This window comes from Bradyrhizobium genosp. SA-4 str. CB756, from assembly GCF_000473125.1.
Taxonomy (GTDB): Bacteria; Pseudomonadota; Alphaproteobacteria; order Rhizobiales; family Xanthobacteraceae; genus Bradyrhizobium; species Bradyrhizobium arachidis.
The window spans coordinates 8,297,114-8,313,707 of record NZ_KI421499.1; the positions used below are offsets into that span (position 1 = coordinate 8,297,114).

Consider the following 16,594-nt stretch of genomic DNA (forward strand, 5'->3'; position numbering starts at 1 on the left):
TGACGCCGATCTGCGAGCATCGCGCGCAAATAAATTCCCGAAAGCTGCTTCGCCGATGCATCAAACCGTCACAAAGCCCATCGATTCGACCCGCCGCTGGTGGGTGCTGGCGATCGTCGTCGCCGCCCAGTTCATGTTCGGCGTCGACGCCTTCATCGTGAACGTCGCCATCCCGACCATCGCGGTCGATCTGCACGCGACGCCGGCGCAGATCGAATCCGTGATCGCGATCTACCTGATCGCCTATGCGACGCTGGTCGTCACCGGCGGCCGGCTCGGCGACATCCATGGCACGAAGAATGTCTTCCTGGCAGGCGTGCTCGGCTTCACGGCGACCTCGCTCTGGTGCGGGCTGGCACAGTCCGGCGCCGAGTTGATCATCGCGCGGCTGGCACAGGGCGCGACCGCGGCGCTGATGGTGCCGCAGGTGCTGGCGACATTGCATCTGCTCTTCACCGACGAGACGCGCAGCCGCGCCTTCGCCATCTACGGCATCGTGCTCGGGCTCGCCGGTGCTGCGGGTTTTCTGCTCGGCGGTCTCCTCGTCACGATCGACCTTGCGCACACCGGCTGGCGCTCGGTGTTCTTCGTCAACGTGCCCTGCGGCCTCGTCATCGCCGCTGCGGCCTGGCGCATCATGCCGACGGTGCCGCGGCGATCAGGCACGAGGCTCGACATCAAGGGCAGCGTCGTCCTGTTCGCGGGGCTGCTCTGCCTGATCGGGCCGCTGCTGTTCGGCCATGATGTCGGCTGGGCGCCGTGGCTGTGGGCGGTGATGGTGCTCGGCGGTGTGACCCTCTTTGCATTCCTGAAGCTCGAACATGCCGTCGCGCGTAGCGGCGGCATGCCGCTGATTGACCTCACTCTGCTCGCGGATGCCGCCTTTTTGCGCGGGCTTGGTGCCGCGTTCTTTTTCTTCGTCGCCAATCTCTCCTTCTATCTGGTCATGACGCTATTCATGCAGCGCGGGCTCAAGATCGCGCCGCTCGAAGCCGGCATGGCCTTCATTCCACTCGCGCTCGCATTCGTTGTTGCCTCGCGCCACAGCGGCGTGCGAGCGCGTCATCGGGGCACCAAGGTGTTGATCGAAGGCTGCGCGCTTCAGATCGCGGGCCTCGCCGCGCTTGCGCTTGTTGCTGCCTGTGTCGAATCGCCAACGGCAACCACGCTCGCACTCACCATGATCGTCTTCGGCTACGGTCAGGGACTTGTGATGGCGCCGCTGTCAGGCGCGGTGCTGTCGACCGTCAAGCCTGTCGCGGCAGGCTCCGCCTCCGGCGCGTATGGCACGACGGCGCAGATCGGAAATGCGGCCGGAGTGGCCGCAATCGGTGCGGTGTTCTTCGCAATCGAAGCGCTGCAATCAGCGCGCGCAGGATTTCTCGTCTCGCTTGTGTTGTTTGTGACGTTAATCATGATCTGCGCCGCATTCTTGTCGTGGATGCGCCGCGCATCTGCACGAAGTTGAGGCAGTGCGGTTAATACGTGCGGATTCCTGCGGGTATTTGCGTGATTTCGGGTGATTGACAGCGCACGGCCTTTTTATTTTGCACCGCAGCAACTATTTGGTTTGGGTGAACGTTGAGATTCGCCCATCAGGAAGTTGCCGTGTCGTTAGCCAGAAATGTCGATCTGTTGAGACGTCTGCCGAAGCTGGACGGTCTGCGCTTTGCCGAGTTCGGCCGCAGCGCTGATTCATCCAGCCCGCTGCAAGAAGTCACGGACTTCGGCGCCAATCCCGGAAACTTGCGCATGTTCGCGTTCGTGCCGGCGCAGCTGCAGAAGCCGCGCGCGCTCGTCGTCGTGCTGCATGGCTGCGGCCAGACCGCGGCCGGCTATGATCTCGGCGCAGGCTGGTCGACGCTCGCGAAGCACTATGGCTTCGCGCTGCTGATGCCCGAGCAGCAGCGCGTCAACAACGGCAACACCTGCTTCAACTGGTTCAATCCGGAAGACACCGCGCGGGACAGCGGCGAGGCGCGTTCGATCCGCGAGATGATCGCGCACATGGCCGCGACGCATCGCATCGATGCCAGGCGCATCTTCATCACGGGTCTCTCTGCCGGCGGCGGCATGACCTCGGTGATGCTTGCAACCTATCCGGAAGTTTTCGCAGCCGGCGCTGTCATTGCCGGCCTGCCATATGGCATCGCCTCGAATTTGCGCGAGGCGCTGGACGGCATGTTTCATTCGCCGGTGCGCCCCGCGCGCGCGCTCGGCGATCTCGTCCGCAATGCCTCGGATCATCGCGGGCCGTGGCCAAAGATGTCTGTGTGGCACGGCAGCGCCGACCGCACCGTCAATCCCGGCAATGCCAACGAGATCGTCAAGCAGTGGCTCGATCTGCATGACCTGCCCGCCGTGCCGATGGCCGAGACCAATGTCGACGGATATCCGCGCCAGGCCTGGTGGAACAAGGACGGCGAGACGCTGGTCGAGTCCTACGCCATCACCGACATGGCGCACGGCACGCCGCTTGGGCTAGCCGACAACGACCAGCGCTACGGCATCGAAGGTGCGTTCCTGATCGAGGCCGGCATCTCCTCGTCCTATCACATCGCAAAATTCTTCGGCCTGACCGGCTGGATTCCGGACGCCGCGAAGAAAGCGGAGGCAAAGCCCGCAACGCCAAAGCCGGCGCTGACCCCCGCGCCGCATCTCGCCCGCTCGATCCGCGCCGCCGTCGCCGAGCAACCCGAGCCCAAGCGCGAGAAATCGCGCAGCTTCGATCTCGGCCAGATCATCACCCGCGCGCTGACGGCGGCGGGGTTGATGAAGTAAGCCCCACCGTCGTCCCTGCGAACGCAGGGACCCATACCGCGTGATCTATCGATCGCGGCAGGTCGAAGTACCGAACACCGAGCCTTCGCCAGACCTCTCTTTGTGGTTATGGGTCCCGGATCTGCGCTTCGCTTGTCCGGGACGACAGCGGGATTTGTGGCGACGCTATCGCGCCCCGGAATGACGAAGCTACTTCGTCGCGTCGATCATCTCGATCGGCGTCGCCGTCACCTCGCCGCCGGCGACCTTCCTTGTCATCTCCTGATAGGCCCTGAAGAACTCCCGCGATTGCAGCGTCTTTTGCGCGGCATCGTCGGTGACGCTGGCGAGGTGAAAATACTGGCCGTCGTCGCGGTTCTTGAGGACGCGATAGCCGATCCGCCCTTTCAGCTCCGGATCGCCGTCGATCGCCTTGATGAAGCGGCCGATCTCGCGGTGCCATTCCTCCGTCGTGCCGTTCCTGAACTGGTACTTGATCATGAAGTGCTTCATGTGACGCTCCCTGTTCGTCCTGTGCGTCATCATCTGCGCCCTGGGAGCGATCCCGCAAGTATGGACAAAATTGATAGTATGGACTTTTTCGCCGTCGCTCCTATCCTGCCGCAAGCTGGCTGGCATGGAGGAGACGACATGGCAAAGGCCAATCCGGCGCGCACCTGTCCGGTTGCGGCGTTTCAAAAAATGATCAGCGGCAAGTACAAGCTGCGCATCGTCTGGGACCTCAAGGACGGCCCGCGCCGCTATGGCGAGATCAGGAGCGGCCTGCTGCGCGGCGCCAGCGGCAGCGCCGAGATCACCCCGCGCGTGCTCAGCCGCGAATTGAAGGCGCTCACCGAGAGTGGTCTCATTGACCGCAAGGATTTTGGCGAGGTGCCGCCCAAGGTCGAGTATCGCCTCACGCGCAAGGGCAAGAGTTTCGTGCCCGTCGTGGCGGCCATTCGCGAATGGGGCGAGCGTAACCTGAGTGAGACGGCGGCGCTCGCGGACGCCGCCGAGTAAAACCTACATTTCGCCGGTGACGAACGGATTGGTCATCCGCTCCTGGCCGATGCTCGAGCCGGCGCCATGGCCGCAGATGAAGCCGACATCGTCGCCGAGCGGCAGCAGCTTGGTCTTGATCGAATCGATCAGCGTGGGGTGACTGCCGCCGGGCAGATCGGTGCGTCCGACCGAGCCCGCGAACAAGACGTCACCGACATGGGCGAACCGCAATTCCTTGTTGAAGAACACCACGCTGCCGGGCGAATGGCCGGGGCAGTGGAAGATGTCGAAGGAGAGGCCGCCGATCGAGACGGTGTCGCCCTCGTCGAGCCAGCGGTCCGGCGCGAAGTTGCGGACCCCGGTCATGCCGAAGCGTGCACCGCTCTCGACGACATTGTCGAGCAGGAACTTGTCGGCCTGATGCGGGCCCTCGATCGGCACCTTCAGCGCATCGCGCAGCTCCGCCGCGCCGCCGACATGGTCGATATGGCCGTGGGTCAGCCAGATCTTCTCGACGGTGACGCCGGTCTGCTTGATCGCGTCCAGGATCTTCGGCACGTCGCCGCCGGGATCGATCACCACGGCCTTCTTGCCGGGCTCGTCCCAGATGATGGTGCAGTTCTGCTCGAACAGCGTCACAGGAACGATGATCGCGCCCGCCTTGGCTTGCGAGGAGTCTTGGGTGTCATTTTGCTCGGTCATGGCGCCACAATGCCGATTTTTGCCATGCCGCCAAGCAAAAGATTCGTGCGAGCGGCGGGGGAACAGCCGCACCAAACGTCACACGGCCGTCCCAATTGCCTTGCCAGTTTGAACCGGGGCGTTCCTGCCGCGTTCTCTCGCGCAGGGCAGAATATCGGGTGGTACCTCCGGCATGGCACAGGGCGGCGACAATTGGTGGCGCGACGGCATCTTCTATCAGATCTACCCGCGCTCGTTTCAGGACAGCAACGGCGACGGCGTCGGCGACCTCGCCGGCATCCTGCGCCGGCTGCCTTACGTGAAATCGCTCGGCGTCGACGCGATCTGGCTGTCGCCGATCTTTCCTTCGCCGATGGCCGATTTCGGCTACGACATCTCCGACTATACCGGCATCGAGCCGCTGTTCGGCACGATGGCGGATTTCGATACGTTGCTCGCGGCCGCGCATGACAACGGCTTGAAGCTGATCCTCGATCTCGTACCGAACCATACCTCGGACCAGCATCCGTGGTTCATCGAGAGCCGGTCCTCGCGCGACAATCCCAAACGTGACTGGTACATCTGGCGCGACCCGAAGCCGGACGGCGGCGTGCCGAACAACTGGCTGTCCGAGTTCGGCGGCAGCGCGTGGGCCCTCGACGAGACCACAGGTCAGTACTACTACCACGCCTTCCTGGCCCAGCAGCCGGACCTCAACTGGCGCAATCCCGAGGTGCGCACCGCGATCTACGACGTGATGCGGTTCTGGCTGGAGAAGGGCGTCGACGGCTTTCGCGTCGACGTGATCTGGCACCTGATCAAGGATTCTGAGTTCCGCGACAATCCGCCGAACCCGCATTACGTCGAGGGCCGGCCGCCGAACGAGAAGATCCTCACCCAATATTCCACCGACCAGGACGAGGTGCATGAGGTGATCGCGCAGATGCGGCGCGTCACCGATGCGTATGCGGCGCGCGTGCTGATCGGCGAGATCTACCTGCCGCTGCATCGCCTGATGGCCTATTACGGCAACGACCTCACCGGCGCGCAGATGCCGTTCAATTTCGCGCTGCTCTCGACCTTCTGGAGCGCGCGCTCGATCGAGACGATCGTCGAGGATTACGAGAAGGCGCTGCCGAAGCGCGCCTGGCCGAACTGGGTGCTCGGCAATCACGACCGTCCGCGTGTCGCAAGCCGCGTCGGGCCTGAGCAGGCCCGCGTCGCCGCCATGCTGCTCCTGACCCTGCGCGGCACGCCGACGCTCTATTACGGCGACGAGATCGGCATGCATCAGCTCGCGATCGCGCCGGAGGACGTGCAGGATCCCTTCGAGAAGAACGTGCCTGGCCTGGGCGTCGGGCGCGACGGCTGCCGCACGCCGATGCAATGGGACTCGTCGAACTACGCCGGCTTCTCGGAAGCAAGGCCATGGCTGCCGCTGCCCGAGGATCACATCCGCGAGAACGTCGTCGATCTCGAGGCCGATCCGCGTTCGATCCTCAGCCTGTACCGGCGCCTGATCGCCTTCCGGCGGACATGTCAGCCATTGGTGTCGGGCGACTATCACCCGATCGCCGCGCAAGGCGATCTCCTGATCTACCGCCGCGCCGCCGAGGGCAAGGCGATCATCGTGGCGCTCAATCTCGGCCGCGAGCCGATCGCGGTGACGACGAGCGCGATCCGGTTCGGCAGCGAGATTGTGCTGTCGACGTTCCTGGATCGCGAGGGCGAGCGGCTCGAAGGCGTGCTCGATTTGCGCGGGAATGAAGGGGTGATCGTCGCGCCGCGCTAGCCGTCGTCCCGGACAAGCGCAGCGAAGCGGCGCGCCGATCCGGGACCCATAACCACAGGGAGCAGTTTGGCGAAGACTCGGAGTGACCTGCTCGCGCCACACTCCTGCCCGTGGTTATGGATTCCGGGCTCGCGCCGAGTGGCGCGCCCCGGAATGACGCAGGCGGCCGCATCTACCCCGGATGCTTCTTCCCTCGCACCGTATGCTCGTCGATATCATCCCGCTTCAACAGATAATCCAGCCCGCCGACGCGATACCAGCGATAGCCATAGGGCTCCAGCACGACGCGGTGCTGGCCGCGCTTGTCGGCGTGGCTGTGATCTTCCGCGAGCAGATTGATCAGGTGCGCGCCGGCATCATCCGGCAGCCCCGCCGAGAACGCGATCTCGCGCGGCTTCTCGTCGAGATTATGCACGAACAGCACCGAATTGTTGCGCCAGTCGTAGCGGATGATGAACACGGCGGGATCGCGTAGAGGGATGACAGCGAAATCGCCCCAGCCGATCTCCGGCACTTCTTTCCGCATGCGCACGATGCGCTCGGTCCAGTTCAGCATCGAGTTGGGATCGCGCCGCTGCTTGGCGACATTGACGTGCGGGTAGCCGTAGGGCCCCTGGTCGATCACGGGGCAGGCCGGCTTGTCGCTCTTGGTGAAGCCGCCATGCGGCTCGGTCGACCATTGCATCGGCGTGCGCGCGCAATTGCGCTCGGGCAGCGAGAGATCATCGCCCATCGCGATCTCGTCGCCGTAGCGGATCACGGGCGTTCCCGGCAGCGTGCACATCAGGCTGTATGCGAGCTCGAGCCGCCTGCGATCGCCGCCCAGCATCGGAGCAAGGCGGCGGCGGATGCCGCGGTCGTAGAGCTGCATGTCCTTGTCGGGACCAAAGCTTTTGAACACCACCTCGCGCTGCGTTTTCGTCAGCCGTCCGAGATCGAGCTCGTCGTGATTGCGCAGGAACAGGCCCCATTGCGCCGAGGCCGGCCGCGGTTTCGTTGCTTTCAGCGCCTTGGCCAGCGGGCGGGAATCGGCGGAGGCCAGCGCATAGAACAGGTGCTGGTTGACCTGGAAGTTGAACATCATGTGCATGCGGTCGGCATCGCGGCCGAAATAGTCGAGGTCGGTTTCCGGCAGCACATTGGCTTCGGCAAGGATGATGGCGTCGCCCTGGCGCCATTGCAGGAATTCGCGGAACGCGCGCAGCATGTCGTACTGCTCGACCGGCTTCTTCACCTTGGCGCCCTTGGTGGAGATCACGAAGGGCACGGCATCCATGCGGAAGCCGGAGACGCCGAGCTGGATCCAGAAGCCCATGATCTTCAGGATCTCGGCCTGCACATGCGGGTTCGAGGTGTTGAGATCGGGCTGGAAATCGTAGAAGCGGTGGAAGTAGTAGGCGCCGGAGTCCTTGTCGCGCGTCCAGGTCGATTTCTGCACGCCGGGAAACACCATGCCCTTGTTGGCGCCGGCCGGCTTCTTGTCGGACCACACATACCAGTCGCGATAGGGCGAGCTCTTGTCGCGCCGCGCCTCCTTGAACCAGTGATGCTGGTCGGAGGTGTGGTTGACGACGAGGTCGATGATGACGCGGATGCCGCGCTGCTGGCAGCCATGGGTGAACTCGACGAAATCGCCCAGCGTGCCGTAGCGGGAATCGACGCTGTAATAGTCGGCGATGTCGTAGCCGTCGTCGCGGCCCGGCGAGGTCTGGAACGGCATCAGCCAGATCGTGGTGATGCCGAGCCCGTGCAGATAGTCGAGCCGGCGGAGCAGGCCCTTGAAATCGCCGACGCCGTCTCCGTTCGCATCCATATAGGTGCCGACGGACAGGCAATAGATCACGCCGTTCTTGTACCAGAGATCGTCGATCATGCGCGGGCAGCCTCGATGTCCCCGCCGAGGTGTGGCGGCTGCGTGATAAGTACGTGGGGGAGGGGAGGTTCCGCGCGTCGCCTCACACTCTCTGTCGTCCCGGGGCGCGCGTAGCGCGAGCCCGGGACCCATAACCACAGGAAGTCGTGTTGCGAAGATCAGGAGTGATCCACTTCGCTCCACAACTCCTCCCTGTGGTTATGGATTCCGGGCTCGCGACTTCGTCGCGCCCCGGAATGACGGGCAGAACGGAATCGGCTAATCTCCCGCCATGGACAACACCGCGCGCAACATCGACCTTGTTCCGCCGCCGGACCGTCGCCAGTCCGAGACCGCGCTCGCCATCGCGCGCGGCACCGCGCGGCTGCTGCGCTCGCTCGGCTTCTCCTGCATCAGCGAATTGCCGCTGCCCTCGGGCCGGCGCGCCGATCTCGTCGCGCTGAACGAGCGCGGCGAGATCTGGATCGTCGAGATCAAATCGTCAGTCGAGGATCTGCGCGCCGACCAGAAATGGCACGAATACCGCGCCCATTGCGACCGGCTGTTCTTCGCCTTCACGCAGGATCTGCCGTGCGAGATCTTTCCTGGAGATACCGGCCTGATCGTCGCGGACGCCTATGGCGCGCACATGCAGTGCGAGGCGCCCGAGCACAAGCTGCCCGCGCCGACGCGCAAGCAGATGACGGTGCGTTTCGCGATGGCGGCAGCGTTACGGATCAACCGCCTGGTCGATCCGCAAGGCCACGCGGATTTCTGGGAATAGCGGCGCCGCGAACAAAGGTGCCGTAGGGTGGGCAAAGCGAAGCGTGCCCACCAATTAGAGATGGTGGGCACGGCGCTTCGCGCCTTTGCCCACCCTACGATACCTGTCGATCCGTCATCCTGAGGTGCGAGCGTAGCGAGCCTCGAAGGATGCTCGGCCCCGATGCAGCCGGGCCGTCGCCCTTCGAGGCTCGCCTTGCGTTGCAAGACGAGCACCTCAGGGTGACGGTGAGCGATCGGTAGTTGCGGAAAACTACCGCGGCGCGCGCTTTGCGAGAATTCGCTGCAGCGTGCGGCGGTGCATGTTGAGCCGTCGCGCGGTTTCCGAGACGTTGCGGTTGCACATCTCGTAGATGCGCTGGATGTGCTCCCAGCGGACGCGGTCAGCCGACATCGGGTTGGTCGGCAGCTCGGACTTCTCCGCGCTGGTCGAAAGCAGCGCGGCGACGACGTCGTCGGCATCCGCGGGCTTGGACAGATAATCGATCGCGCCCATCTTCACCGCAGTCACGGCGGTGGCGATGTTGCCATAGCCGGTCAGCACGATCGCGCGCGCGTCGGGACGCTTCTTCTTCAGCGCCGAGACCACGTCGAGGCCGTTGCCGTCACCGAGCCGCAAGTCGACGACGGCGAATGCCGGCGCCGCCTTGCCGATCTGCGCAAGACCGTCGGAGACGGTGTCGCACGACGTCACAGCAAAGCCGCGGGTCTCCATCGCGCGCGACAACCGCTCCAGGAACGGCTTGTCGTCTTCCACGATGAGCAGCGAGCGGTCGGCCTGTTCGTTCAGTTCGGCGATGGCGTTCAAGGTGTTGTCCTCTCTCCAGCGCGTCTACATATGGCGTCGCAATCGGGCGGTGCCAAGGCCGCCTATAGTCGATCGGCCCTGCTGTGCGACCCTAGGTCGCGGTCTATCCTATTGTTTCTTCGAGCGTCTCGATAGCCTCAAAACGCTCTCGCGGCCACGTGACTTGCACCACTGCACCGTGTTCCGGGAAGGTCCGGTTGGTAAACGAGACCTTGGCGCCGGTACGTTCCAGCAGCGTGCGCGCGATGAACACGCCAAGCCCGAGGCCGCGCCGCTCGCCGCCGACGTCATCGACGGTGCGCCGCCGCGACAGATAGGGCTCGCCGATCCTGTTAAGGATATCGGGGGGAATGCCGGGGCCGTCGTCGGAGATCACGAGCTCGATCGCGTCCTTGTTCCACCAGGCATTGACCTCGACGGTGGTGTGGGCGAAATCGACCGCGTTCTCGACGATGTTGCCGACGCCGTAGAGGATCGCCGGATTGCGCGAGCCGACCGGCTCGGCGGCGGCCGTCACCGCGATCCGCACCTTGATCTCGACACCGAAATCGCGGTGCGGGGCCACCACCTCCTCGATCAGCTCGGACAGCTTCATGCGGTCGAACGGCGCGCCGGTGGAGGAGAGCTGGGTGATCTTGCTCAATATGTCGCGGCAGCGCTGGGTCTGCTCGCGCAGCGTCTTCAAATCGGCGGCAAAGACCGGATCCTTCACGGTCTTTTCCAATTCGCGCGAGATCAGGAAGATGGTCGCGAGCGGCGTGCCGAGCTCGTGCGCGGCGGCGGCGGCAAGGCCATCGAGCTGGGTCAGATGCTGCTCGCGCGTCAGCACCAGCTCGGTCGCGGCCAGCGCGTCCGCAAGCTTGCGCGCCTCCTCGGTCACCTGGAACGAATAGAGGCTGGTGACGCCGATCGCGAGCACGATCGAGAGCCAGACGCCGACGAGATAGATCGGCGGCAGCACCAGGGGATCGTCGGAATCCCAGGGCAGCGGAAAATGGAAGAAGAACAGGATCGATGCGCAGGCAACGGCCAGGAGGCCGAGGCCGAAGGTGAAGCGGGCCGGCAGCGCGGTCGCCGAGATCAGCACCGGCGCGAGGAAAAGGAACGAGAACGGGTTCTGCAGTCCGCCGGTGAAGAACAATAGCCCGGCCAGCTCCACGATGTTCAGCGCGAGCAGCCCGGCCGCCTGCATCGGCTCCAGCCGCTGCATCGGATTGGCCGCGGTCTGGAGTCCCAGATTGAGCGCCGCCGACAGGGCGATGATGCTGACGCAGGGGACGATCTCGACGTTGAACTCCAGCCCCTGCGCCACGATAAAGATCGCGGCGAGCTGGCCGAGCACGGCGAGCCAGCGCAGCCGCAGGATCGTGTCGAGCCGGATATGCCGCTGCGCGGGGCGGAAGCCGGAAGCGGCGATTTCGGTCATATCGGCCAATGTGGCGGTGCCTTCTCGATCACAAGCGCAGGGCTGGCGGAACCACCGGATTACAAGCCTTGCGCTATCCGCTGCAATAGCAGAAGAACGGCCAGCATGACCGAGAATGGCAAGGCTTCAAGTCGGCCGACTGTCGCGGAGCACAGCTCCCCGGCGATTGCGGTCGATCATCTGGTCAAGGTCTACAAGCAGACCCGCGCCGTCGACGACATCTCCTTTTCGCTGCCGCGCGGCAGCATCACCGGGCTGCTCGGCGGCAACGGCGCCGGCAAGACCACGACCATCGCGATGATCATGGGCCTGGTGCTGCCGACCTCCGGCCGCGTGCAGGTGCTCGGTCATGAGATGCCCGAGGAGAGCGCGGCCGTGCTGGGGCGGATGAATTTCGAGAGCCCCTATGTCGACATGCCTATGCGGCTCACGGTACGCCAGAACCTGACAGTTTTCGGCAAGCTGTACGCAGTCAAGTATCTCTCGGATCGCATCGCAAAACTCGCCGACGATCTCGACCTCACCGATTTCATCGATCGCGCCAACGGCAAACTCTCCGCCGGGCAGAAGACCCGCGTCGCGCTGGCAAAGGCGCTGATCAACCAGCCCGAATTGCTGCTGCTGGACGAGCCGACCGCCTCGCTCGATCCCGATACCGCCGACTGGGTGCGGGCGCATCTTATGAGCTATCGCAAGGAAAACAACGCCACCATCCTTTTGGCCTCGCACAACATGCTCGAGGTCGAACGACTCTGCGACCGCGTCATCATCATGAAGCGCGGCCGCATCGAGGACGACGACACGCCGGAGGCCATCATGGCCCGCTACAACCGCACCACGCTGGAGGAGGTGTTTCTGGACGTCGCGCGCGGCCGCGTGAACGGCGCGAAGGAGGCAGCGAGGTGAGGGGTAGCCGTATTCGTTTGTCATTCCGGGGCGCGCGGAGCGCGAGCCCGGAATCCATAACCACAGGCGATCGTTGTGGGGCGAGATTGGCAACTCCGAGTCTTCGCCAAATTCAATCCTGTGGTTATGGATCCTCAGATGCGCAATTGCGCATCATAGTTCGCGACTACGTCGCGCCCCGGGATGACAGATTTCATCCGGGCTACACGGTGCCGTTATGACCGAGCTCTCCCTCCACCGCGGCATCTCCGCCCACCGCATCGGCGCGATGATCCTGCGCTACTGGTACCTGCTGCTGTCGTCCTGGCCGCGGCTGCTCGAGCTGCTGTACTGGCCGGCGCTCCAGGTCATCACCTGGGGCTTCATCCAGTATTACATCGCGGAAAACGCCAGCTTCTTCGCCCGCGCCGGCGGCACGCTGATCGGCGCCGTGATCCTCTGGGACATCCTGTTCCGCGGCCAGCTCGGCTTCTCCATCTCCTTCCTGGAGGAGATGTGGGCGCGCAATCTCGGCAACCTCATGATGAGCCCGCTGAAACCAATCGAGTTTCTGCTGTCGCTGATGATCATGAGCCTGATCCGGCTCGCCATCGGCGTCATTCCGATGACGCTGCTGGCGCTGTTCCTATTTCACTTCAACGTCTACGCCCTCGGCCTGCCGCTGATCGCCTTCTTCTGCAATCTGATCTTCACCAGCTGGTCGGTCGGCATCTTCGTTTCCGGCCTGGTCGTACGAAACGGCCTCGGCGCGGAGAGCATCGTCTGGACCTTGATGTTCGCGATCATGCCGCTGGCCTGCGTCTACTATCCCGTCAGCGTGCTGCCGGTCTGGCTGCAATATGTCGCCTGGGCGCTGCCGCCGACCTACGTGTTCGAAGGGATGCGCGCGCTGCTGATCGAGAACACCTTTAGGAGCGATCTGATGCTGGATGCGTTGCTCATCAACGCGGTGCTTCTGGTCGCTTCTTTTGGGGCATTCCTTGCCCTTTTGCGCAGCGCCAAAAAGCACGGCTCGCTGCTCTCGGCCGGTGAATAACGTCACTTTCTCGTGGATTCAGGCTGATTTAGCGCTGGCGGCTCCGTAGATGTACGGAAGCATGCATTGACGCAATATTACGCATTCGGCAGTATGCTGCGATGCGAAGAGGAATATGACGATGCCTATTGGTGAGTTCGGCGGCGCGCCGCCCCTGGCTGCAGAAGGCAGTCCGGTCCTGACGACGCCGATGTACTGGATGTACGAGATGGCACAGGCCTCTCTCAATCCGGCGCGTGCGGTCACCGATGCGACCAAGCTGCTGTTTCAGAATCCCCTCAATCCCTGGGCGCGCACCGAGGTCGGCAAGTCCGTTGCCGCCGCCTGCGAATTGTTCGAACGCACCACGCGCCGCTACGGCAAGCCGGAATGGGGCCTCGACGACACCGAGGTCAACGGCATCCGCGTCCCCGTCGAGGTCCGCTCGGTCTGGGAAAAGCCGTTCTGCAAGCTGCTCTACTTCGATCGCAAGTTCGCCCGTCCGCTGCGCAGCCCGCAGCCGCGCGTGCTGATCGTCGCGCCGATGTCCGGCCACTATGCGACCCTGCTTCGCGGCACGGTCGAGGCCTTCCTGCCGGCGCATGAAGTCTACATCACCGATTGGGCCGATGCACGCATGGTGCCGCTCAGCGAAGGCCGCTTCGATCTCGACGATTACATCGACTATGTCATCGAGATGCTGCACGTCCTCGGCGGCAACACCCATGTGATGGCGGTGTGCCAGCCCTCCGTGCCTGTTGTCGCGGCCGTCTCGATCATGGAAGCGCGGCGCGATCCCTTCGTGCCGACCTCGATGACGCTGATGGGCGGCCCGATCGACACCCGCCGCAATCCGACCTCGGTGAACAAGCTCGCGCAGGAGCGCGGCATCGACTGGTTCCGCAACACCGTCATCACCAAGGTGCCGTTCCCGCATCCGGGCATGATGCGCGACGTCTATCCGGGCTTCCTCCAGCTCAACGGGTTCATCAGCATGAACCTCGACCGGCACATGGACGCCCACAAGCGTCTGTTCGCCAACCTCGTGAAGGGCGACGGCGACCTCGTCGACAAGCACCGCGACTTCTACGACGAATATCTCGCGGTGATGGATCTCTCCGCCGAGTATTACCTCCAGACCGTCGACACCGTGTTCGTGAAGCACTCGCTGCCGAAGGGCGAGATGACCCATCGTGGAACGCGCGTCGATCCCTCCAAGGTCACCCGCGTCGCGTTGATGACGGTCGAAGGCGAGAACGACGACATCTCCGGGCTCGGTCAGACCGAAGCGACGCACACTTTGTGCAGCTCGATCCCCGATCATCGCCGTGTTCATTACGTCCAGAAGGGTGTTGGACATTACGGCGTGTTCAACGGATCGCGATTCAAGTCGGAAATCGTTCCGCGCATCCATGATTTCATGGTCTCGGCGGCGAATCCGACCTCGTTGCAGGCTCTCGCGGCTGAGTAACAGCGTTTTCGAGCGAAGTGGCGACCGGTTCGCGTAAAGAAAACGCGTCAAAAGAAGAATCTAGAGCCGTTCCGATTACATCGGGGCGGCTCTAGGCGCGATTTCGGCTTTCCCGTCGAAATTTCAGGTCCTCCCGGAGGCTTCGGGAGGGCTTGGTTCCCGCCAGATTCGAGGTATTTAGGTAGCGCTGTAGGAGTGAGTCCGGCCTCACCCCTTGGGGGTGCCGCATGCGTCCAGAGGGGGCGAAAAAAACGGGTTCCAACCCCAGTCTGTAGGGTCTCCCGGACGTCAGACCCCTGTATATTGGGCAAATGATTTGTTTTTGCGCCGAGCGCTTTCCCTGGCGGCGGTTATGGCAGAATCCGGGCGAACTCCTGCTCCCCGGACTCACAGACATGGCCACACGCGCGCTCCTCTATCGGCGGCCCCACGAACCAAAGACCCTCGTCATCACCCATGGATCGCAATTCTTTGCGATTCGCCTGCGCAGACATCGCCGAGCGCGCCGTTACACGCTCAGAATTCATCCGAGCGACCGCGAAGCCATCCTCACCATGCCGCCGCGCGGCACACTCGCTGAAGCGAAGGACTTTGCGTCGCGTCACGGCGCGTGGATCGCGGCACGTCTCGGCCGTCTGCCGAAGGCTGCGCCGTTCCAACCTGGCACAGTGATACCGCTTCGCGGCACGCCCCATCGCATCGTTCATCGCGCCGGTCAGCGCGGCACGGTGTGGACCGAGATGCGCGACAGCGGTGAACGCATTCTCTGCGTCGCCGGCGGGCTCGACCATGTCGATCGCCGCGTCGGCGACTTCCTCAAGCGCGAGGCGCGCCGCGATCTGCAGCGCTCGGCGGAAACCTATGCCGACGAACTCGGCGTCAGGGTGAAGCGGCTTTCGATCCGCGATCAGTCCAGCCGTTGGGGCTCCTGCACCTCGGCGGGTTCGCTGTCGTTCTCCTGGCGCCTGATCCTCGCGCCGCCCTTCGTGCTCGACTATCTCGCCGCCCACGAGGTCGCCCATCTCGTCGAGATGAACCACTCGGCGCGGTTCTGGCGGGTCTGCGGCAGGATCTGCCCGTCAATGGAGCGCGCCAAGAAGTGGCTCGATACGCACGGCAACGACCTGCACCGGTACGGGGCCGAGGATTAGGGCTCGCCGCCAGCGTCTTGGAAGGTGTCATCGCCCGCGAAAGCGGGCGATCCAGTATTCCAGAGGCCGTTCTTGTTAAGCCCAGACGCCGCAGCGTACTGGATTCCCCGCTTTCGCGGGGAATGACAGCGAAGAGTGCGGCGGCATCAAGCAACCTTCACGCACTGAAATCCGCACTCGTCCCCGCCTGCGCGCGTGACGCCGCATACGACGATTGCTGCTGCGCTGTCGCCTTCTGCCCCTCCGCCAGCATCGCCTGGAACGCGGCGTCGAGTTGCTCGCGGCTATAGGTCGTGGACTTGCTTTCACGCGGCGTCCACTGCGATTGCGTGATGGCGGTGGGCGCCTTTTCGACGGTGCCGCCAAGCCGCTCGGCGTATTGGTCGGCCCTCCATTGCGCCAGATCCGGCCCGCTCAAACCGGGAGGATCCTCGAGCTTGCCGATCTTGGCGGCCGCCTGGTTTGTCATCGCCGAAGACCCGGCATTGTACAGCGTGGCGACCACTTTGCCGTCGACCTTGACCTGCGCATAAACGTTCTCCGGTGCATTGTCGGGGACGGACGATTCAGGCGCACTGGTCTCGTGGGAGATCAGCCAGTGCGTTGCCATGAGGTCGCGCAGGAACGGATCATCCGCCGCCGAGATCGGCTTGGCACCTGTCAGCGGCTTGACCTGCGAGACGTCGATCCGGAAGCCCCCGGTCGCAGCGTCACTCGCATCCGGTACCACCGGCTGGAGACCCGATGTCGCGCTCGACGTGGACGTTGACGCAGGCCGCAGCTGAGGCAACGCGCCGTTGGATACACCTGAAATCATGGAACGCTCTCCTGTACTCGCACAACCTGTGAGAGCAAATCCCGGGCCGCTGACGGGCGCTTGAAGAGATTGGTGTTTTTGCTTTTAGGGAGCTGCGGCCCCGCGGAGAATCTTGCCGCGCTAGGCAGGA

15 protein-coding genes are annotated in these 16,594 nt (G+C 63.9%); 9 read left to right on the top strand and 6 right to left on the bottom strand.

Going from position 1 to position 16,594, the window contains the following annotated elements; genetic code table 11:
- Nucleotides 1-55: 55 nt before the first annotated feature.
- Nucleotides 56-1,468 (top strand): MFS transporter, encoded by a 1,413-nt coding sequence (locus tag BRAGE_RS0140145; RefSeq protein WP_027563311.1) that lies wholly within the window; start codon nt 56-58, stop codon nt 1,466-1,468.
- A 140-nt stretch (nt 1,469-1,608) separates the two neighbouring features.
- Nucleotides 1,609-2,781, top strand: a complete 1,173-nt coding sequence (locus BRAGE_RS0140150; protein WP_027563310.1) for an extracellular catalytic domain type 1 short-chain-length polyhydroxyalkanoate depolymerase — start codon at nt 1,609-1,611, stop codon at nt 2,779-2,781.
- A gap of 189 nt (nt 2,782-2,970) precedes the next feature.
- Here BRAGE_RS0140150 and BRAGE_RS0140155 read toward each other — a convergent pair whose 3' ends face one another.
- Entirely contained in the window at nt 2,971-3,273 is a 303-nt protein-coding gene (locus BRAGE_RS0140155; RefSeq protein WP_231164169.1) for a hypothetical protein, read from the bottom strand.
- A gap of 138 nt (nt 3,274-3,411) precedes the next feature.
- Between BRAGE_RS0140155 and BRAGE_RS0140160 the strand changes: the two genes are divergently transcribed.
- Entirely contained in the window at nt 3,412-3,780 is a 369-nt protein-coding gene (locus BRAGE_RS0140160; protein ID WP_027563308.1) for a winged helix-turn-helix transcriptional regulator, read from the top strand.
- Nucleotides 3,781-3,783: 3 nt separating this feature from the next.
- Here BRAGE_RS0140160 and BRAGE_RS0140165 read toward each other — a convergent pair whose 3' ends face one another.
- Nucleotides 3,784-4,464: an MBL fold metallo-hydrolase gene (locus BRAGE_RS0140165; protein WP_027563307.1), complete on the bottom strand. Its 681-nt coding sequence runs from the start codon at nt 4,462-4,464 to the stop codon at nt 3,784-3,786.
- A 172-nt stretch (nt 4,465-4,636) separates the two neighbouring features.
- Between BRAGE_RS0140165 and BRAGE_RS0140170 the strand changes: the two genes are divergently transcribed.
- Entirely contained in the window at nt 4,637-6,235 is a 1,599-nt protein-coding gene (locus BRAGE_RS0140170) for an alpha-amylase family glycosyl hydrolase (RefSeq protein ID WP_027563306.1), read from the top strand.
- A gap of 172 nt (nt 6,236-6,407) precedes the next feature.
- On the opposite strand, the gene BRAGE_RS0140175 is transcribed toward BRAGE_RS0140170, so the two are convergent.
- The gene (locus BRAGE_RS0140175) at nt 6,408-8,108 is read right to left on the bottom strand and encodes an alpha-amylase family protein (protein WP_027563305.1); all 1,701 of its coding nucleotides are present in this window, start codon (nt 8,106-8,108) and stop codon (nt 6,408-6,410) included.
- 271 nt (nt 8,109-8,379) lie between these two features.
- On the opposite strand from BRAGE_RS0140175, the gene BRAGE_RS0140180 reads away from it, so the two are divergent.
- Complete coding sequence (locus BRAGE_RS0140180) at nt 8,380-8,871, top strand: MmcB family DNA repair protein (RefSeq protein ID WP_027563304.1); 492 nt, start codon at nt 8,380-8,382, stop codon at nt 8,869-8,871.
- A 252-nt stretch (nt 8,872-9,123) separates the two neighbouring features.
- Here BRAGE_RS0140180 and BRAGE_RS0140185 read toward each other — a convergent pair whose 3' ends face one another.
- Both BRAGE_RS0140185 and BRAGE_RS0140190 read right to left on the bottom strand, forming a co-directional pair.
- Complete coding sequence (locus BRAGE_RS0140185) at nt 9,124-9,678, bottom strand: ActR/PrrA/RegA family redox response regulator transcription factor (RefSeq protein ID WP_027563303.1); 555 nt, start codon at nt 9,676-9,678, stop codon at nt 9,124-9,126.
- A 103-nt stretch (nt 9,679-9,781) separates the two neighbouring features.
- Nucleotides 9,782-11,104 (bottom strand): ActS/PrrB/RegB family redox-sensitive histidine kinase, encoded by a 1,323-nt coding sequence (locus BRAGE_RS0140190; RefSeq protein ID WP_027563302.1) that lies wholly within the window; start codon nt 11,102-11,104, stop codon nt 9,782-9,784.
- Between the two features lie 105 nt (nt 11,105-11,209).
- Here BRAGE_RS0140190 and BRAGE_RS0140195 point away from each other — a divergent pair, with 105 nt between their 5' ends.
- From BRAGE_RS0140195 to BRAGE_RS0140210, 4 genes are all read left to right on the top strand, one after another.
- On the top strand, nt 11,210-12,010 hold the full coding sequence (locus tag BRAGE_RS0140195; protein ID WP_027563301.1) for an ABC transporter ATP-binding protein: 801 nt from the start codon (nt 11,210-11,212) through the stop codon (nt 12,008-12,010).
- Between the two features lie 217 nt (nt 12,011-12,227).
- Nucleotides 12,228-13,046, top strand: a complete 819-nt coding sequence (locus tag BRAGE_RS0140200; protein WP_027563300.1) for an ABC transporter permease — start codon at nt 12,228-12,230, stop codon at nt 13,044-13,046.
- A gap of 121 nt (nt 13,047-13,167) precedes the next feature.
- The gene (locus tag BRAGE_RS0140205) at nt 13,168-14,496 is read left to right on the top strand and encodes a polyhydroxyalkanoate depolymerase (protein WP_027563299.1); all 1,329 of its coding nucleotides are present in this window, start codon (nt 13,168-13,170) and stop codon (nt 14,494-14,496) included.
- Nucleotides 14,497-14,807: 311 nt separating this feature from the next.
- Nucleotides 14,808-15,647 carry a M48 family metallopeptidase gene (locus tag BRAGE_RS0140210; protein ID WP_027563298.1) on the top strand — a complete coding sequence of 280 codons (840 nt, stop codon included), beginning with the start codon at nt 14,808-14,810 and terminating at the stop codon, nt 15,645-15,647.
- A 157-nt stretch (nt 15,648-15,804) separates the two neighbouring features.
- Here the strand turns inward: BRAGE_RS0140210 and BRAGE_RS0140215 are convergent, their stop codons facing one another.
- Nucleotides 15,805-16,464, bottom strand: coding sequence for a hypothetical protein (locus tag BRAGE_RS0140215; protein ID WP_027563297.1), 660 nt, complete (start codon nt 16,462-16,464; stop codon nt 15,805-15,807).
- Nucleotides 16,465-16,594 lie beyond the last annotated feature (130 nt).

What these genes read in the sequence shown, in the direction of transcription:
- BRAGE_RS0140160 (WP_027563308.1), top strand. Translation starts at nt 3,412, where the DNA reads ATGGCAAAGGCCAATCCGGCGCGCACCTGTCCGGTTGCGGCGTTTCAA.
- BRAGE_RS0140175 (WP_027563305.1), bottom strand. Translation starts at nt 8,108, where the DNA reads ATGATCGACGATCTCTGGTACAAGAACGGCGTGATCTATTGCCTGTCC.
- BRAGE_RS0140210 (WP_027563298.1), top strand. Translation starts at nt 14,808, where the DNA reads ATGATTTGTTTTTGCGCCGAGCGCTTTCCCTGGCGGCGGTTATGGCAG.
- BRAGE_RS0140145 (WP_027563311.1), top strand. Translation starts at nt 56, where the DNA reads ATGCATCAAACCGTCACAAAGCCCATCGATTCGACCCGCCGCTGGTGG.
- BRAGE_RS0140190 (WP_027563302.1), bottom strand. Translation starts at nt 11,104, where the DNA reads ATGACCGAAATCGCCGCTTCCGGCTTCCGCCCCGCGCAGCGGCATATC.
- BRAGE_RS0140165 (WP_027563307.1), bottom strand. Translation starts at nt 4,464, where the DNA reads ATGACCGAGCAAAATGACACCCAAGACTCCTCGCAAGCCAAGGCGGGC.
- BRAGE_RS0140180 (WP_027563304.1), top strand. Translation starts at nt 8,380, where the DNA reads ATGGACAACACCGCGCGCAACATCGACCTTGTTCCGCCGCCGGACCGT.
- BRAGE_RS0140195 (WP_027563301.1), top strand. Translation starts at nt 11,210, where the DNA reads ATGACCGAGAATGGCAAGGCTTCAAGTCGGCCGACTGTCGCGGAGCAC.
- BRAGE_RS0140155 (WP_231164169.1), bottom strand. Translation starts at nt 3,273, where the DNA reads ATGAAGCACTTCATGATCAAGTACCAGTTCAGGAACGGCACGACGGAG.
- BRAGE_RS0140205 (WP_027563299.1), top strand. Translation starts at nt 13,168, where the DNA reads ATGCCTATTGGTGAGTTCGGCGGCGCGCCGCCCCTGGCTGCAGAAGGC.
- BRAGE_RS0140170 (WP_027563306.1), top strand. Translation starts at nt 4,637, where the DNA reads ATGGCACAGGGCGGCGACAATTGGTGGCGCGACGGCATCTTCTATCAG.
- BRAGE_RS0140215 (WP_027563297.1), bottom strand. Translation starts at nt 16,464, where the DNA reads ATGATTTCAGGTGTATCCAACGGCGCGTTGCCTCAGCTGCGGCCTGCG.
- BRAGE_RS0140200 (WP_027563300.1), top strand. Translation starts at nt 12,228, where the DNA reads ATGACCGAGCTCTCCCTCCACCGCGGCATCTCCGCCCACCGCATCGGC.